The sequence below is a fragment of the Roseomonas sp. F4 genome (assembly GCF_053891155.1).
Genome location: NZ_JBSSHK010000001.1, coordinates 1,314,648 through 1,329,905, shown reverse-complemented (window position 1 = coordinate 1,329,905; position 15,258 = coordinate 1,314,648). Strand labels below are relative to the sequence as shown.

Genomic DNA, 15,258 nt, shown 5'->3' with positions numbered 1-15,258 from the left:
GCTTGCGAGCCTGACCCGACCGGCCCCATCCTGCAAGACGGGAAGGCGAAGGACAGGACAATGCTCCGCAAAATGATGGTGGCCGCGCTGGCCCTCGCACTGCCGGCGGCGGCCGCACAAGCGCAGACGCTGCGTGTCGGGCTGATCGCGCAGGATATGGGCACCACGGATCCGCACCGCGCCAGCGCGACGCAGGACAAGGCGCCGCTCGCCTGGGGCTATGACGGGCTGGTGCGTTTCCCGCCCGGTTCCGCCGACCCGGCCAAGCTGGAGCCCGACCTGGCCGAAAGCTTTACCCGTTCCGCCGACGGCCTGACCTACACCTTCCGCCTGCGCCCTGGCGTGCGCTTCCACGATGGGAACCCGCTGGAGGCGGAGGATGTCGTGTTTTCCCTGCGCCGCGCCGCGGACAGCGCCCGCAGCGCCTTTGCCAGCGACTACAGCGCCATCTCCGCCATCGAGGTGGTGGACCCGATGACGGTGCGCGTCAGGTTGCGGGAAACCGTGGCCGGCGCGCTGGGCCTTTTCGCCAATTACCATGGCGGCATGATCGTCTCCCGCCGCGCTGATGCGGGCGGGCAGCAGCCGGGCACCGGACCCTTCCGCCTGGAACGCGCCGGCGGCGGCATGGCGCGCATGGTGGCCTTTGACGGCCATTGGCGCGGCCGGCCGCAGATCCGCGCCATCGAGCTGCGCTTCATCACCTCCGACGCCACGCGCGAACTGGCCTTCACGGCCGGCGAGCTGGACCTCTTCATCGGCCGGCGCGAGCAGCGCTGGGTGGAACGGATGCGGGCGCATGCCAATACGATGGTGGAGGTGTTCTCCCCCGGTGAATTCCGCACCCTGTTGATCAGCAGCCGCAGCGCGCCGCTGAATGATGGCCGCGTGCGCCGCGCCGTGCAGCATGCGATCGACGCGCCGGGCATCGCGCGCTTCGTCGGGCTGGATGTGGCGACCCCCTGGGCCAGCCCGGTGCCGCCGGGCTATCTCGGCGCGACCGAGGATATCCCGCGCTTCCCGCATGACCTGGCGCGCGCCCGCGCCCTGCTGACCGAAGCGGGTCATCCCAATGGCGTTACCATCCGCGCCGTCGTCTCCTCAAACTCCGCGCAATTGCCGATCATGGAGGTGGTGCAGGCGCAACTGCGCCGCGCCAATATCCGGCTGGAGATGGATGTTGTGGAACATGCGACCTACCACGCCCGCATCCGGCAGGACCTGTCGCAGTTCACCTTCTACGGCGCCGCGCGCTATCCGGTGGCGGACAGCTATCTGAGCCAGTTCTATCACTCCCGCAGCGCCCCGGGGCGGCCGACCATGTCGCTGAACTTCGCCCATTGCAGCGCCGCGGATGCCGAGATCGACGCGGCGCGGGCGGAGCCGGATGAGGCGAAGCAGATGGCGCTCTGGGCCACCGCGCAGCGCAAGGTGATGGAGGCCGGTTGCAGCCTGCCGTTGTTCGATCTGAAGCAGGTCTGGGTGCGCCGGGCCAGCCTGAACCTGGGCTACCGGCTGGAGGGCGCGCTCAATCTGGGCCCGGCCATCACGGCGGCCACCCGATTGGAGTAGTCCGACTGGAGTAGACATGCGGCGTCGAAGTCTTCTGGCCGCCGCCCTGGCGGCCCCCGCCATCGCCCAGGCCCGCCCTGGCTGGCGGCCAACCCGGCCAATGCGGCTGATCGTGCCCTTCGCCCCCGGCGGCGCGCTGGATCTGACGGCGCGGCTGCTGGCCTGGAAAATGGAACCCCTGGTCGGCGTCTCCATCATCGTCGAGAACCGCAGCGGCGCCGGCGGCAATATCGGCGCTGAGGCTTTGACGCGCAGTGAGCCGGATGGGCACGCCATGATGCTCGCCTCGCCCGGCCCGCTGGTGGTGAACCCCTTCCTGTTCCGAACCATGACCTATGACGCGGAGACGGAATTCGCGCCGGTGGCCCTGGTGACCACGAACCCGATGGCGCTCCTCGCCGGACCGCGTCGGGCCGAGCGCAACCTCGCGCATCTGCTGATGACGGCGCGCAGTGGGGAGCGGCTGAATTATTCCAGCGCGGGACCCGGCAGCGGCGGACATATGGCGATGGAGGTGCTGAAGGCGCGGCTGGGCCTGCCGAGTCTGCTGCACATTCCCTTCCGCGGCGCCGGCCCCTCGCTTCAGGCCTTGCTGGCGGGCCAGGTGCAGTTCGCGGTGGAAAGCCTGGCCAGCGCCGCCGGCTTCATCGATGACGAGGCGGTCTTTCCCCTGGCCGTCACCACGGCCCAGCGCTGGCCCGGCCTGCCCGAGGTCCCTACCTTGCAGGAGGAAGGCGTGGCCGATTTCGACTACGCGTCCTGGACCTGCCTGGTATATCCGGCCGCGGTGCCGGAGGAGGCGGTGCTGATGATGAACTGGGCCGCCAACGCCGCCCTGCTGACCCCGATCCTGCGCCGGAGGCTGCTGGAAGTGGGCGCCGAACCGGCCGGCGGCACCCCGGCACAGTTGGAACGCCATCTGACCATGGAACGTGAGAAATGGGGCGAGGCGGTGCGGGTTTCCGGGGCGCGGGTGATATAATTCAGGGAAAGGCGCGGCAGGCTTCGATGCCGATTTCCCGGGCCTGCGCCTCGGCCCCCGCCACCCATTCGGCGACGAAGGGATGCGCCAGCACGGCATCGGCATAGGCCTGGGCTTCCGGCGTCAGCGGCACGGAATAGGTGCGGAAGCGGCTGGCCATGGGCGCCCACATCGCATCGGCGAAATTGAAGCGCGCGCCGAACAGATAGGGACCGCCGGCGCCATGCAACGCGCGGGTCTGCCGCCAGCTTTCCTGCACGCGCGCCACCTGCGGCGCGACGCCGGGTCGGCCGAGCAGCTTGGCGTTGCTCGGCACGCCATTCGCGATGGGCCAGCGCTTCACGAGGTTCATCGGCATCGCCGCCCGCAGCTCGACGAAATGCGCATGCATTTCCCCCGCCGAGGCGCGGGCCGCCGTGCGCGCAGGAAGATCGGCGGGCCAGATGTCGCAGCCCGGCGCCTTCTCCCACAGATATTCGGCGATGGCCCAGGTGTCGGTGATGGCGAGGTTCCCATCGAACAGGATGGGGATCAGGCCGGTGGGAGAGATGGCGGCCAGCTTCGCCTTGCTGTCGTCGCGCGACAGCAGCAGCGTCTCCGTCTCGAAATCAATGCCGGACAGCTTGCAGGCCAGCCAGCCGCGCATGGTCCAGGTGGAGGACCATTTGCCGCCGATGATGAGCTTCATCAGGCCACTCCTCCGTCATGCAGATGGCAGGCGACCGTGGCGCCTTCGGGCGTGGCCACATCGCGCGGCGCCTCCCGCGAACAACGCGGGCCGGCGGCGGGGCAGCGCGGGTGGAAGGCGCAGCCGGGGGGTGGGCGGATCGGGCTTGGCACGTCGCCGGCAGCCTCCGGCGGCACAAGCGTCTCCGCCGTCACGGCGGTGAGCAGCGCCTTCGTGTAGGGATGGCGCGGTGCGTTCCACAGCGCCTCGGCCGGGCCGATCTCGACGATGCGGCCGAGATACATCACCGCGATCCGGTCACAGAGCCAGCGCACCAGCCGCAGGTCGTGGCTGATGAACAGATAGGTCAGCGACAGGCGCTGCTGCAATTCCACCAGCAGGTTCACCACCTGCGCCTGGATCGAGACATCCAGCGCGCTGGTCGGCTCGTCCAGCACGATGAAGGCGGGTTCGATGGCGAGCGCGCGGGCGATGCCGACACGCTGGCGCTGGCCGCCCGACAATTCATGCGGGTAGCGGCGCATCATGTCGGCGCGCAGCCCCACCGTTTCCAGCAATTGGGCGATGCGGGCGCGGCGCGCGGCGGCATTGCCGAAGCGATGGACGACCAGCGGCGATTCCAGGATGCGCTCGATGGTCAGCGACCGGTTCAGCGAGCTTTGCGGGTCCTGGAACACCATCTGCGCGCGGCGGCGGAAGCCGGGAAGGTCGGCGGCTGGTGGCGCGCCGTTGAACAGCACGGTGCCGCTGGTCGGCGGTTCCAGCGCCAGCGCCACGCGGCCCAGGGTGGATTTGCCCGACCCGCTTTCCCCCACCAGGCCGAGGATCTCGGTGCGGGCGATGCTCAACGAGACATCCTGCACGGCGCGCACCACCGGCTGGTTCGGCAGCAGCCGACCGAGCACTGAAGGCTTGGTGGCGTAGTGGCGGGAAACGCCTTCCAGCGTCAGCAAGGGCGGGATCATGCGGCCTCCGCGCGCCAGCAGGCGGCCTTGCGGCCGGGGGCGAGGCCGCGCAGCGGCTGATCCTCCGTGCAGCGAGCCTCGGCGCCGGGGCAGCGGGCCTGGAAGGGGCAGCCGGGTGGCAGGCGGGCGAGGTCCGGTGGCTCCCCGGGAATCGCCGGCAGCGGGCCATCGCGCTTGGTGCCGCGCGGCACGGAGGCCAGCAGTGCGCGGGTATAGGGGTGGCGCGGCGTGGTCAGAAGGGCCTGGGTCGGCCCCTCCTCCATGATGCGCCCGGCATACATCACCGCGACGCGGTCGCAGATGCGGCCGATGACCGACAGGTTGTGGGAGATCATCAGCATGGCCATGCCGAGCTCGCGCCGCAGCTCGTCCAGCAGCGCCAGGATCTCGGCCTCCACCGTCACATCCAGCGCCGTGGTGGGCTCATCCGCGATCAGCAGGGAGGGACGGCAGATCAGCGCGAGCGCGATCAGCACGCGCTGGCGCATGCCGCCCGAAAGCTGGTGCGGATAAGCCGAGAGCCGGCTTTCGGGCTCCGCGATCCGCATCCGCCGCAGCAGCACCAGCGCCGCCTCCCGCGCCGCGTCTTCCGTGCCGCCATGCAGGCGGTGAATGCGCGTCAACTGGTCGCCGATGGTCATCACCGGGTTCAGCGCAGCGGCGGGGTCCTGCACCACCATGGCGATCTGCTTCGCGCGCAGGGCGCGCAGCGCCTCGGCATCCAGCTTCCGCAAATCCTGGCCGCGGAACAGAAGCTCGCCACCGATGGTAGCGCTTTCCGGCTGTTGCAGGCGGATGGAGGCGCGGGCGGTGACCGACTTGCCGGAACCGGATTCGCCCACCAACCCCAGCACCTCCCCCGCCGCGATGTGGAAGGAGACGCCGCGGGAGGGCCGGATCTCGCCGCCCTCGCTGCGGAATCGCGTGACAAGGTCTCGCACTTCGAAAAGCATCTCAGGCATCGCCACGCCGCGTCAGTTGCGCCGGGTCCATCACATCCCGCAGCAGGTCGCCGGCCAGGTTGAAGGCGACGACGGTGAGGAAGATCAGCAGGCCGGGAAAGATGGTCAGCCACCATTGGCCGGACATCACATAGGTGCGGCTATCCGCCAGCATGCCGCCCCAGCTGGGTTCGGGCGGCTGGATGCCGAGGCCGAGGAAGGAGAGCGAGGCCTCTGTCAGAATGCTGGTCGCCACCAGCAAGGTCGCGAAAACCGCGACCGGGGAGACGCAGTTGCGCAGCACGTCGCGGAACAGGATGCGCGTCTCGCTGGCGCCCACCGCACGCTCCGCCATGACATATTGCTCGTTCCGTTCCACCAGCACGGCGGCGCGGACGATGCGGGCGACCTTAGGCGCGTTGAGCAGCCCGATCACCACCATCACCTTCATGATGTGCGGAATGACCAGCGGCCCGAGTTCCAGGTCCTGGGTGCCGAGTGCGGCGACCACCGCGATGGCCAGCACAATCGGCGGAAAAGCCATCAGCACGTCCATCACCCGCATGATGGCGGAGTCCGTGAAGCCTGGGCTGCGGAAGGCCGCGATGGCGCCCAGCGGCACGCCAATGGCCACGGCGATGCCCACCGTGGTCAGCCCCACCGTCAGCGAAACCCGTGTCGCATGCACACAGCGCGCAAAAATGTCACGGCCGAACTGGTCGGTGCCGAACCAGAAGGTGGTATCCGGCGGCCGAAGGCGCAGGCGGGAGGGGCGGTTGGGCAGGAACTGCGCGATCTGCTCCGGGAAGATGGCGATGACCACCAGCAGCAGCAGGAAGACGAAGGCGGCGAGCGCGAGCGGGTCGCGCTTCATCACCATCCACAGCCGGTTCGGGCGCCGCGGTGCGGCCAGCGTCGCGCTCATCGGCGAATCCGGGGGTCGAGAATGGCGTAGAGCGCATCCATGCCGAAGTTGATCAGCACGAAGAGCGTGACGTTCAGCAGCACCAGCCCCTGCACCAACGGATAGTCGCGCGACAGGATGCTTTCATACAGCAGCCGCCCCATGCCCGGCAGGTTGAAGATCACCTCCGTCAGCACGGCGCCCGCCAGCAGATAGCCGAAGGAGAAGCCGGCCGCCGTCAGGGTGGGGATCAGCGCATTCCGGAAGGCGTCGGTCCAGATGATGGTGCGTTCCGGCACGCCATGGGCGCGGGCCACGGCAATATGCTCCCGCCCCAGCACATCGAGCATGGAGGAGCGCAGCATCCGGGTGATGGTCGCCGCATAGGCGGTGCCGAGCGCGAAAGCGGGCAGGATGATATGCGCCGTGGACAGGCCGATGCCGGCACTCAGCGGCTGGTAGCCGCCCGGAGGCAGCCAGCCCAGAATCACGGCGAAGAGCAGGATGCTCAGCAGCCCCTGCCAGAAGACCGGCATGGAGATGCCGATCATGGCGACCACGCGAAACAGGTGGTCGATCGGCCCGCCCTTGTAGCGGGCGGAGAGCACGCCAGCCGGAATCGCGATCGCCATGGCGATCACCAGCGCCACCAGCGAGACATGCAGCGTCACCGGGAAGCGTTCCGCGATCAGCGCGGCGACGCCGTTCGAATACATGAAGGATCGCCCGAGATCGCCGGTGACCGCGCCGCCGACCCAGCCAAAGTACTGCTGCCAGAGCGGCAGATGCAGGCCGATCGCCTCCCGCATCGCCTGGATCTCGGCGGGCGTGGCGTTGCTGGTCATCATCGCGATAGCCGGATCGCCCGGCAGCGCGCGGACCACCAGGAAGATCAGCACGCTGGCGCCGAACAGCACCAGCGCCAACGTCGCCGCGCGACCGAGAAGAAAGTTCGCCATCAGCCCTTCTTGGCGGACGTCAGGTCCATGAAATAGGAGTAGCGCGGCCCGAAGCCGGAAATATCCGAGCGCCACAGGTGATAGGCGTTGAGCCGCCCGATCCAGAGCGCCGGGCAATGATCGACGAGAATCTCGGAGACCTTGCGCAGCGCCGGCTTCTTCCGTGCTTCATCCAGGTAGCGGAAGCTCTCCATCACCGCGGTGTCATAGGCCGGGTTGCGATAGCCCATCCACTGCGCCTGGTTGCCGTCCTTGTGGTAGTTGTTCCAGATCAGATAGTCCTCAACCGAGGACTGCATGGACGGATGCGGGAAGGCCTGCCAGTCGCCGTTTTGCGCGCTGCGATACATGCTGACAAAGTCGGTCTGGCGGATGTTCATGCGGATGCCGACCTCGGCGAGATTCGCCTGCATCACCACCGCCGCCTCCCGCGCCTCCACATAGGCGGAAGGCACCGGCACGATCGCCTCGAAGGCGAAGCCGCGCGGCATGCCCGCGGCGCGCAGGTGGAACTTCGCGCGGTCCGGATCGTAGGCGAGCTGCTTCGCCAGGTCTTCCTCGTACCAGAACTCAGTCGGCGTGGCCGGCAGCGCGCTGGCGGTGACCAGGCCGGAATAGATTTCCTCGCAGATATAGTCACGGTCCACGGCGCAGGAGACGGCGCGGCGCAGATGGATATTGTCGAAGGGCGCCTTCGCCACATTCATCGGCATGTAGAAGATGCCGGCGGAGGGCCGCACCGCGCCGCCAAAACCGCGCTCCCGGCTGACGGCGGCAAAGTCCTTCGGCGGGCAGTTGGAGATGATGTCGACGCTGCCGGTGCGCAGATTCGCCAGCTGCGTCGCCGCATCCGGAATCCGCACCAGCTTGATGGCCTGCGTCGCCGGGGCGCCGCCAAAGTAATCGGAGAAGGCCTCGAACTCGACGCCGACATCGGCCTGGAAGCTCTTCGGGATGAAGGGGCCGCTGCCGGCCATGCGGCTGCCACGATACAGGTTCTCGCCCGTCCCGCTCTCATTCGTTACGTCGCTGCCGCGGCGGACGATGGCGGCCTCGTAGCCCATCAGCCGCATCCAGCCGACCCAGGGCTCCTTCAGCGAGACCTTGACGACATAGTCGCCATCCTTCTGCACATCGCCGATGAAGCGGCGCAGATTCCCGCGGCGGCGACCGGTGCTTAGGTATTTCTCGTAGCTGTAGAGCACGTCTTCCGAGGTCAGACGGTCGCCATTGTGAAAGCGCACGTCGCGGCGCAGCTCGAAGGTGTAGTTCAGCCCGTCATCGGTGATCTGCGGCAGCGCCACGGCCAGGTCCGGCACCAGCGTGCCATCCACGCCCACCTTTAGCAGGTTCGAATAGGCCAGCAGATTCGCCGCGGCGGTTTCTACATTGCCGACATGCCAGGGATGGATATTGGGCAGGTTGCCGAGCAGGGAGGCCGTGACCGTGCCGCGCGGCTGCGCGCCAGCACTGCGCGGCAAGGATGCCGCGGCCAGAATTCCGGCCAGGCCCGACATGGCGGCGCGCCGCCCGAACATCCCATCCATCGCCAAGCCCCCTCTGTTGATGAACCCTTGCAACAAGCATGGACGCAAGCTGTGCACTGCGGCAACCCCTGAAACACCAATCACTTACTGTATACGCACGGCGATGGCGCACCCCCCGTTGCCCCGCGCGCGGCAGCCGGTAAGGTGGCGCCGCGCAGACAGGAACAAGACCCAGATGAACGGCATCGCGGCACGCGTGGACCAGGCGGCGGAAGCAGGGGGCGAGGCGGCGGTCACCTTCCTGCGTGACCTGATCCGGCTGCAATCGGGCGGCGAGGAAGCGGTGCAGGCGCGCCTCGCCTCGGCACTGGAGGATCTCGGCTGCATCGTCGAGACCCGGCGCTACCAACCCTCCAGCATCGTGCTGCGCGATGAATTCGCCAGCGAGGCGGCCATCGCAGCGGAGGAACGCGCAGCGGTGCTCGCCCGCTTCCCTGGCAGCGGTGGCGGCCGCAGCGTGATCTTCTTCGCCCATCCAGATGGCGAGCCCTTCAACCCGCAGCATGGCTGGCTGCACGACCCCATGGCCGGTGAGATCGACCAGGGTCGCATCCATGGCTGGGGCGTCGCCGACGACCTGGCCGGCGTCGCCACCATGGTGGAGGCGCTGCGCGCCGTGCTCGCCGCCGGCGTCACGCCGAAGGGCGATGTGATCCTCGCCTCCACCCCGTCCAAGCGCCATGCGCGTGGTGTGCATGCCCTGCTGCATGGCGGCGTCACGGCGGACGCAGCCGTCTATCTGCACCCGGCCGAATCCGGCATCGGCATGCGGGAGGTGAAGGCGCTCGCCTCCGGCCAGCTGGTCTTCCGCATCATCGTGAAGGGCCGCCTGCCAGCGACGAACGAGCCGGGCCATGCCGCCTTCGCCCATACCGCGATCAACCCGATCGACAAGGCCACCGCCGTCCTCGCCGCGCTCAAGGCGCTGGACGCCAAGCGTGGCGCGACGGTGCATCACCCGGCGCTGGATGCGGCGATCGGGCGCAGCACCAATCTGCTGGTCGGCGACTTCAAGACACTCGGTGACGGCCGTGCGGCGCGCGTGCCGCCGGCCGTGCAGCTGTCCTGCGCCCTGTCCTTCCCGCCCGGCGAGAAGCTTGCCGATGTGAAGGCAGCGGTGGAAGCCACGCTGGCCGAGGCCCAGGCCGCCGACCCCGATCTGGATCTGGAGGTCACCTTCCTGTCCGGCGTGACAGGGGCGGAAGTGCCGCTGGATCACCCGCTCTGGATCGAGACCAGCGCGGCGGTGCTGCGCGGCACCGGCACGGCGCCGGAAATCAACCCGCTGCACACCTCCTCCGACATCCGCAACCCGATGGTGCAGTCGGGCATCCCCTGCGTCGGCCTCGGCCCGCTCTGCGGCGACCTGACGCAGAATGGCGGTCGGGATGAATGGGTGGATGTGGCGGACTACCGGCGCGGCGTCGCCGTGGTGGCGGCGTTGATCGCAGGCTGGTGCGGCGCGGAATAGCGCCGCGCGCGCAATCCTGACTGGCGCGGCGCCTTCGGGCGCCGCACCCTGGCGGCGCGACAAAGGAGCGCCGTCATGAAGATTCCGATTCCCATCAACGAACCCGCCTGGCTGAGCGAGTTCAAGGCCTTCATCATGCGCGGCAGCGTGGTGGACCTGGCCGTCGGCATCGTCATCGGCGCTGCCTTCACCACCATCGTCGGCAGCCTGGTGGAGGATCTGATCAACCCCATCATCGGCCTGCTGATCGGCGGGATCGATTTCTCCAACCTGTTCATCGTGCTGAGCGGCGAACGCCGGCCCTCGCTGGAGGCGACGCGGGAAGGTGGCGCAGCGGTGCTGGCGGTCGGCCGCTTCATCAACGCCATCATCAAGTTCCTGATCGTCGCGATGGCGATCTTCTGGCTGCTGAAGGTGCTGACCAAGCTGCGCATCCGTCAGGATGCGGTGAAGGGTCCGTCCTCCACCGACAAACTGCTGGCGGATATCCTGGCGGAGCTGAAGGCCCGTCCTTCGGCCGCGATCACGGCGCCCACGACGGCCCCTCCCACACCTCCGGCACCCTGACGGCTCCTGCCAGGATCGCGCCGCGCAGCACTTCCAGCCGCGCGGCGAGGTCGGGCGACACATCGGGGGCGAGCGCCAGCCGCACGGCCTCCGGCGCTTCCAAGCCGATTCGCCGATCGGCGAATCGGTTGGCCAGGAAGGCCTCGATCGCCGCGACCATCGCCACGCCATTGTCGGCGATGGCAGAGGCGAGAAAGACCGCATCCTCCGCCGTCCAATCCCGCACATTGCCGATGGCGCGAATCCCGGCGGCCTTGGAGGCGGCAATGGCACCGGGCCGCCCGCCATCCAGCATGGCGAATTGCACCGTGGCCCCCGCCGCCGCCTGGCCCGCGGTCCAGCGCCCCGCCAGTTCCGGATCGTGCTGGTTGCCGCAAAAGCCGGTCAGGAAGCGCGCATCGGGATTCGCATGGGCCAGCCCTGCCGCAAAGCCGGCGCGGCCGCGCAGCCCGGGGGGCACAGGTTCTCCGGACAGATGCGCGACCACCCCGCCAGGGGCGATCCACCAGCCGGCAAGCGCGCCAGCCAGGAAGGCCGACTGCTCCTGCAACACCTCGAATCCCGCGATGTTGGGGCCTGTGATGCGGCCCTGGGTGACCGCGAAGGCGACATCGGGGAAGGCGGGCGCCACCGCCGCCACCGCCTGTTCCCCCTGCCCGCCATGCGCGATCACCAGGTCGGCACGCTGGGCCGCGGCCTCGATGGTCTCGGCGCGGCGGGCTGGCACCGGCTCCCACACCGTCTCGACGGTCACCGGCTGATCCACAGCGCGGGCCAGGCCCTCGACGCCGGCCTGGTTGAAGGCGCCGGCGCCGGGCTGGCCGAACAGCACGGCCACGACGCGCGGCAGCATGCTCACTGCGCAGTCAGGCCCAGCGCCTTCACCGCGCCGCCAACCACCCGAACCTCCTCCGCCACATACTGGGAAAATTCGGGCTGGGTCATCGGCCGCATGGCGATGCCGTGTTCCAGGATGCGGCTGCGCATCAGCGGCGAGTCCAACGCCGCCATGGTCTCCGCATGCAGCGCCGCCACGACCGGCGCCGGCAGGCCGGCCGGGCCGGCCAGGCCCAGCCAGTTCTCCGCCAGCAGGCCAGGGAAGCCGGCCTCCGCCGTGGTCGGCACCTCCGGTGCCATCTCCTGCCGCGCGGGGGCGGTGATGGCGATGGCGCGCAGGCGGCCGGCGCGGATGTTCTCCACATTCTGTGGCAGCGTGTCGAAGGACAGCGGAATGGCGCCGCCCAGCAGGTCCGCCTGCATCGGCGCGCTGCCGCGATAGGGCACGTGGGTCAGCTGCGCGCCGGTCCTGGCCGTGAAGGCCTCCCCAAAGACATGCGCGACGGAACCGGCGCCGGAGCTGCCAAAGCCCGGCGGCGTGGGCTGCGCCTTGATCCAGGTGACCAGCCCGGCGAGGTCGGTGGCCGGCACCAGCCGGGGGTTCACCACCACCACCAGCGGCGTCGCGCCGATATAGGCGATATGGGTGAAGCCGCTGACCGGGTCATAGGGCACGTTGGCATAGATGGGCGGGGAGGTGACGATGGGCGCGGTGTTGGACAGCATCAGCGTCAGCCCATCGGCCGGCTGGCTTGCGACATAAGCCGCCCCCAGCGTGCCGCCGGCGCCCGGCCGGTTCTCCACAATCACCCGCTGTGGCAGGCGCTGGGACAGCACCTCCGCCAATACCCGCGCCACGATGTCGGAGGAACCTCCGGGCGGGAAAGTAACGATCAGGCGGATGGTCCGGCTCGGCCAGACAGGCTGCGCCCAGGATTCACTGCTGGTGGCAAAGGCGGCGAGTGCCGCAATAACGGGCAGATGACGGCGGCGCATGGGCATGTTCCTCGATCGAACCGCCATCGAGGCAATTGCCGTGCCGCGTGCGGCCGGTGCAGGTTTACCATTATGGAACCCGAGACCCTGATGCCCCAGGCGCCCCGCCTGCTGGCCACCATCCTGCCCTCCGCCAATACCGTGGTGGAACGCACCACCCAGGCGCTGCTGCGCGGCGTGCCGGGGGTGGTGCCGATCTTCACCCGCGTCGCCAAGCGCGGCGCGGTGGACCCCTTCCCCGACAGCTATGACTGGGAGGCCCTGCTGGGGGCCGCCGAATTGCTGGCGGATGCGAAGCCGGAGGTCATCATCTGGTCCGCCAGCAAGGGCGCGGTGATCGGCCTGGATCACGACCGGGAGCTGGTGCGCCGGGTGCGGGACGCCACCGGCCTGCCCTGCGACACCTCCGGCCTCGCCTTGCTGCGCGCCCTGGCGGCGCTGGGGGCAAGGCGGGTGGCGCTGATAGGGCCGCATACGCGCGACTACAATCTGCGGGCCGCGCGGGGCCTGGCGGCGGAGGGGGTGGAGATGGTGGCGGAGGCCAGTTTGGGCCTGACCGATAACCTGTCCTTTGCTTCCGTCGGGTATCAGGGGGTGTCCGGCTTGGTGCGTCAGGTGGCGCGCCCCGGGGTGGAGGCCATCATCATGTGGAACACCAACTGCGCCGCCGCCCCACTCGCCGCGGCGATGGAGGCCGAAACGGGCATCCCGGTGCTGGACGCCACGGCGCTGGGCGTCTGGGGCGGGCTGGATCTGGCGGGCATGGCGCCGCGCCCCGGGCCGGAATGGGGACGGCTGTTCACGATGGCGGGTCACGGCTGATGGCGGGCGGCATCTCGGTCCACGCGGTGGATGTGGCCAGCGGCCGCACCGGAGAGGGCATGCGCGTGGACATCCACCGCATCGGTCCCGATGGCCATCGGGCACTGGTGGCCGATGGCGTCATCGGCGCAGACGGCGCCCTTCAACATCCGATCACGACCGGCGACGGGGTGGAGGAAGGCACCTATGAGGTGATGTTCCATATCGGCGCCTTCTTCGCCGCCACCGACCACCCGCCACCGCCATTCCTCGAACTGGTGCCCTTCCGCTTCCGGGTCTTCGACGCCGCGCTGCACTATCATCTGCCCATCAAGTTCACACCCTGGGGGTTTTCGCTGTATCGCGGGGCATGACCGATCTGCCCGCCCCCCTTCCCGGGGGCATGCCCCCCGCCACCCGAGACCTGGCCGGCCGCGCCGGTGCCCCCAGCCCCGCAAGCTGGCCCGGCGGGGCGAAGCTGGCGCTGTCCTTCGTGGTGAATGTGGAGGAAGGGGCGGAGATGTCCCTCACCTCCGGCGATCCTCGCAACGAGCCGACCTATGAGGCGCGGGAGGAGGTGGTGGGCCACCCCGACCCCTGCATGGAAAGTCATTTTGGCTATGGCAGCCGGGTCGGCCTCTGGCGGATTCTGGATGCCTTCGATGCGCATGGGGTGAAGGCGACGTTTTCGAGCTGCGGGCGGGCCGTGGCCGCCACACCGATCCTGGCCGCTGCGCCGCATGCCCGGGGGCATGAGGTTTCCGCCCATGGCTGGCGCTGGGAAAGCCATGCCGGCATGGCGGAGGCCACGGAGCGCGCCGTCATCGCCGCCACGGTCGCGGCCATCCGCGACGCCACGGGCAAACGCCCGGTCGGCTGGCACACGCGCAGCGCCTCCTCCGCCAACACACGGCGGCTGCTGCTGGAGGAAGGCGGCTTTCTCTATGACAGCGACAATTACGACGACGACCTGCCCCGGCTGATGCCGCGCCCGGATGGCGCCCCGCATGTCCGCCTGCCCTATGCCTTCGACACCAACGACATGCGCTTTTCCCCCGGCGGCGGATTTGTCCATCCGGAGGATTTTTCCCGATATTGCATCGGCGCCATCGACTGGCTGCTGGCGGAGGGTGGGCCGCGCATGCTCTCCATCGGCCTGCATCTGCGCATCATCGGCCGGCCAGCGCGCATGGCCGGGCTGGAGGCGGTGCTGCGGCATGTGGCGCGGCGCGAGGACATCTGGGTGGCGCGGCGGTGCGATATCGCGCGGCATTGGCTGACGCAGGAGGCCCTGTGATGCGGTTGCTCGTCGTCAACAGCAACACCACCGACAGCGTCACCGCCCGCATCGGCGCGGCGGCCCAGGCGGCGGCCTCTCCGGGCACCGTTGTGGAGGCGGTCAGCGCGCCCTTCGGCCTGCCGCTGATCGTCAGCCGCGCGGATTGGCTGGTGGCCGGCCCCGCCACGCTGGCGGCGCTGGCCGCCCGGCGTGGCAGCTATGATGCGGCGGTGATCGCCTGTTTCGGCGATCCGGGCCTCGATGCGGCCAAGGAATTGCTGGACGTGCCGGTGCTCGGCATCAGCGAAGCCGCCTTCCATGCGGCCTCCATGCTCGGCCGGCGCTTTGGCGTGGTGTCCTTCACCGCCGCCCTGCGGCCGATGTTCGAGGATTGCCTGGCCCATCACGGCCTCGCCGCGCGCTGCGCCGGCTTTCGCATGGGCCCCGCCTTCGCCGGCGACCCCGGCCTGGTGGCGGAGGAACGCGCGGCGCTGCTGGTCGATCTGTGCCGCCAGTCCGTCGAGCAGGATGGGGCGGAGGTGGTGATCCTGGCCGGCGGCCCCCTGGCCGGCCTCGCCCCAGTCATCGCCGACCGCGTGGCGGTGCCGCTGGTGGATGGCACGGCGGCGGCGGTGCGGATGGCGGAGGCGCTGGTTGGCCTCGCCCCGCCCGGCGCAGCCCGCGCGCGGCGGGACCGGGCGCTGACGGGCTTCACGGCGGAGGTCGCGGCGCTCTACGCGGCACGCTGA

Annotated in this window: 16 protein-coding genes; 8 read left to right on the top strand and 8 right to left on the bottom strand. The window is 69.5% G+C overall.

The features are described from left to right. Positions 1-60 precede the first annotated feature (60 nt). Together ACVFYP_RS06470 and ACVFYP_RS06465 are read left to right on the top strand one after the other, a co-directional pair. On the top strand, positions 61-1,572 hold the full coding sequence (locus tag ACVFYP_RS06470) for an ABC transporter substrate-binding protein (protein WP_499199300.1): 1,512 nt from the start codon (positions 61-63) through the stop codon (positions 1,570-1,572). 16 nt (positions 1,573-1,588) lie between these two features. After that, positions 1,589-2,554, top strand: coding sequence for a Bug family tripartite tricarboxylate transporter substrate binding protein (locus tag ACVFYP_RS06465; protein WP_499199299.1), 966 nt, complete (start codon positions 1,589-1,591; stop codon positions 2,552-2,554). A gap of 1 nt (position 2,555) precedes the next feature. Here the strand turns inward: ACVFYP_RS06465 and ACVFYP_RS06460 are convergent, their stop codons facing one another. Genes ACVFYP_RS06460 through ACVFYP_RS06435 form a run of 6 tightly spaced genes read right to left on the bottom strand, consistent with a single transcriptional unit; the run spans position 2,556 to position 8,558 of the window. After that, entirely contained in the window at positions 2,556-3,242 is a 687-nt protein-coding gene (locus ACVFYP_RS06460) for a glutathione S-transferase N-terminal domain-containing protein (protein WP_499199298.1), read from the bottom strand. Further along, complete coding sequence (locus ACVFYP_RS06455; RefSeq protein WP_499199297.1) at positions 3,242-4,207, bottom strand: ABC transporter ATP-binding protein; 966 nt, start codon at positions 4,205-4,207, stop codon at positions 3,242-3,244. Before ACVFYP_RS06455 ends, ACVFYP_RS06460 begins: the two co-directional genes overlap by 1 nt. Beyond that, positions 4,204-5,169, bottom strand: a complete 966-nt coding sequence (locus tag ACVFYP_RS06450) for an ABC transporter ATP-binding protein (RefSeq protein ID WP_499199296.1) — start codon at positions 5,167-5,169, stop codon at positions 4,204-4,206. The genes ACVFYP_RS06455 and ACVFYP_RS06450 overlap by 4 nt, the downstream gene beginning before the upstream one ends. Further along, entirely contained in the window at positions 5,162-6,073 is a 912-nt protein-coding gene (locus ACVFYP_RS06445; RefSeq protein WP_499199295.1) for an ABC transporter permease, read from the bottom strand. The genes ACVFYP_RS06450 and ACVFYP_RS06445 overlap by 8 nt, the downstream gene beginning before the upstream one ends. After that, complete coding sequence (locus ACVFYP_RS06440) at positions 6,070-7,011, bottom strand: ABC transporter permease (RefSeq protein WP_499199294.1); 942 nt, start codon at positions 7,009-7,011, stop codon at positions 6,070-6,072. The genes ACVFYP_RS06445 and ACVFYP_RS06440 overlap by 4 nt, the downstream gene beginning before the upstream one ends. Further along, the gene (locus tag ACVFYP_RS06435; RefSeq protein WP_499199293.1) at positions 7,011-8,558 is read right to left on the bottom strand and encodes an ABC transporter substrate-binding protein; all 1,548 of its coding nucleotides are present in this window, start codon (positions 8,556-8,558) and stop codon (positions 7,011-7,013) included. Before ACVFYP_RS06435 ends, ACVFYP_RS06440 begins: the two co-directional genes overlap by 1 nt. Positions 8,559-8,733: 175 nt before the next feature. On the opposite strand from ACVFYP_RS06435, the gene ACVFYP_RS06430 reads away from it, so the two are divergent. Together ACVFYP_RS06430 and mscL are read left to right on the top strand one after the other, a co-directional pair. Continuing rightward, positions 8,734-10,029 carry a M20 family metallopeptidase gene (locus ACVFYP_RS06430; RefSeq protein WP_499199292.1) on the top strand — a complete coding sequence of 432 codons (1,296 nt, stop codon included), beginning with the start codon at positions 8,734-8,736 and terminating at the stop codon, positions 10,027-10,029. A gap of 75 nt (positions 10,030-10,104) precedes the next feature. Further along, positions 10,105-10,596 (top strand): large conductance mechanosensitive channel protein MscL, encoded by a 492-nt coding sequence (gene mscL, locus ACVFYP_RS06425; RefSeq protein ID WP_499199291.1) that lies wholly within the window; start codon positions 10,105-10,107, stop codon positions 10,594-10,596. On the opposite strand, the gene ACVFYP_RS06420 is transcribed toward mscL, so the two are convergent. Further along, positions 10,553-11,449, bottom strand: coding sequence for a BMP family ABC transporter substrate-binding protein (locus ACVFYP_RS06420; protein ID WP_499199290.1), 897 nt, complete (start codon positions 11,447-11,449; stop codon positions 10,553-10,555). The two genes, mscL and ACVFYP_RS06420, sit on opposite strands and share 44 nt — an antisense overlap. Before the next feature lie 2 nt (positions 11,450-11,451). Further along, positions 11,452-12,429: a Bug family tripartite tricarboxylate transporter substrate binding protein gene (locus ACVFYP_RS06415; protein WP_499199289.1), complete on the bottom strand. Its 978-nt coding sequence runs from the start codon at positions 12,427-12,429 to the stop codon at positions 11,452-11,454. A gap of 72 nt (positions 12,430-12,501) precedes the next feature. Between ACVFYP_RS06415 and ACVFYP_RS06410 the strand changes: the two genes are divergently transcribed. The 4 genes from ACVFYP_RS06410 to ACVFYP_RS06395 are packed head-to-tail and all read left to right on the top strand — an operon-like array spanning position 12,502 to position 15,258. After that, entirely contained in the window at positions 12,502-13,251 is a 750-nt protein-coding gene (locus tag ACVFYP_RS06410; protein WP_499199288.1) for an aspartate racemase/maleate isomerase family protein, read from the top strand. Beyond that, complete coding sequence (locus tag ACVFYP_RS06405; protein WP_499199287.1) at positions 13,251-13,604, top strand: hydroxyisourate hydrolase; 354 nt, start codon at positions 13,251-13,253, stop codon at positions 13,602-13,604. The genes ACVFYP_RS06410 and ACVFYP_RS06405 overlap by 1 nt, the downstream gene beginning before the upstream one ends. Further along, entirely contained in the window at positions 13,601-14,527 is a 927-nt protein-coding gene (locus tag ACVFYP_RS06400) for a polysaccharide deacetylase family protein (RefSeq protein WP_499199286.1), read from the top strand. The genes ACVFYP_RS06405 and ACVFYP_RS06400 overlap by 4 nt, the downstream gene beginning before the upstream one ends. Next, positions 14,527-15,258: an aspartate/glutamate racemase family protein gene (locus tag ACVFYP_RS06395; RefSeq protein ID WP_499199285.1), complete on the top strand. Its 732-nt coding sequence runs from the start codon at positions 14,527-14,529 to the stop codon at positions 15,256-15,258. Before ACVFYP_RS06400 ends, ACVFYP_RS06395 begins: the two co-directional genes overlap by 1 nt.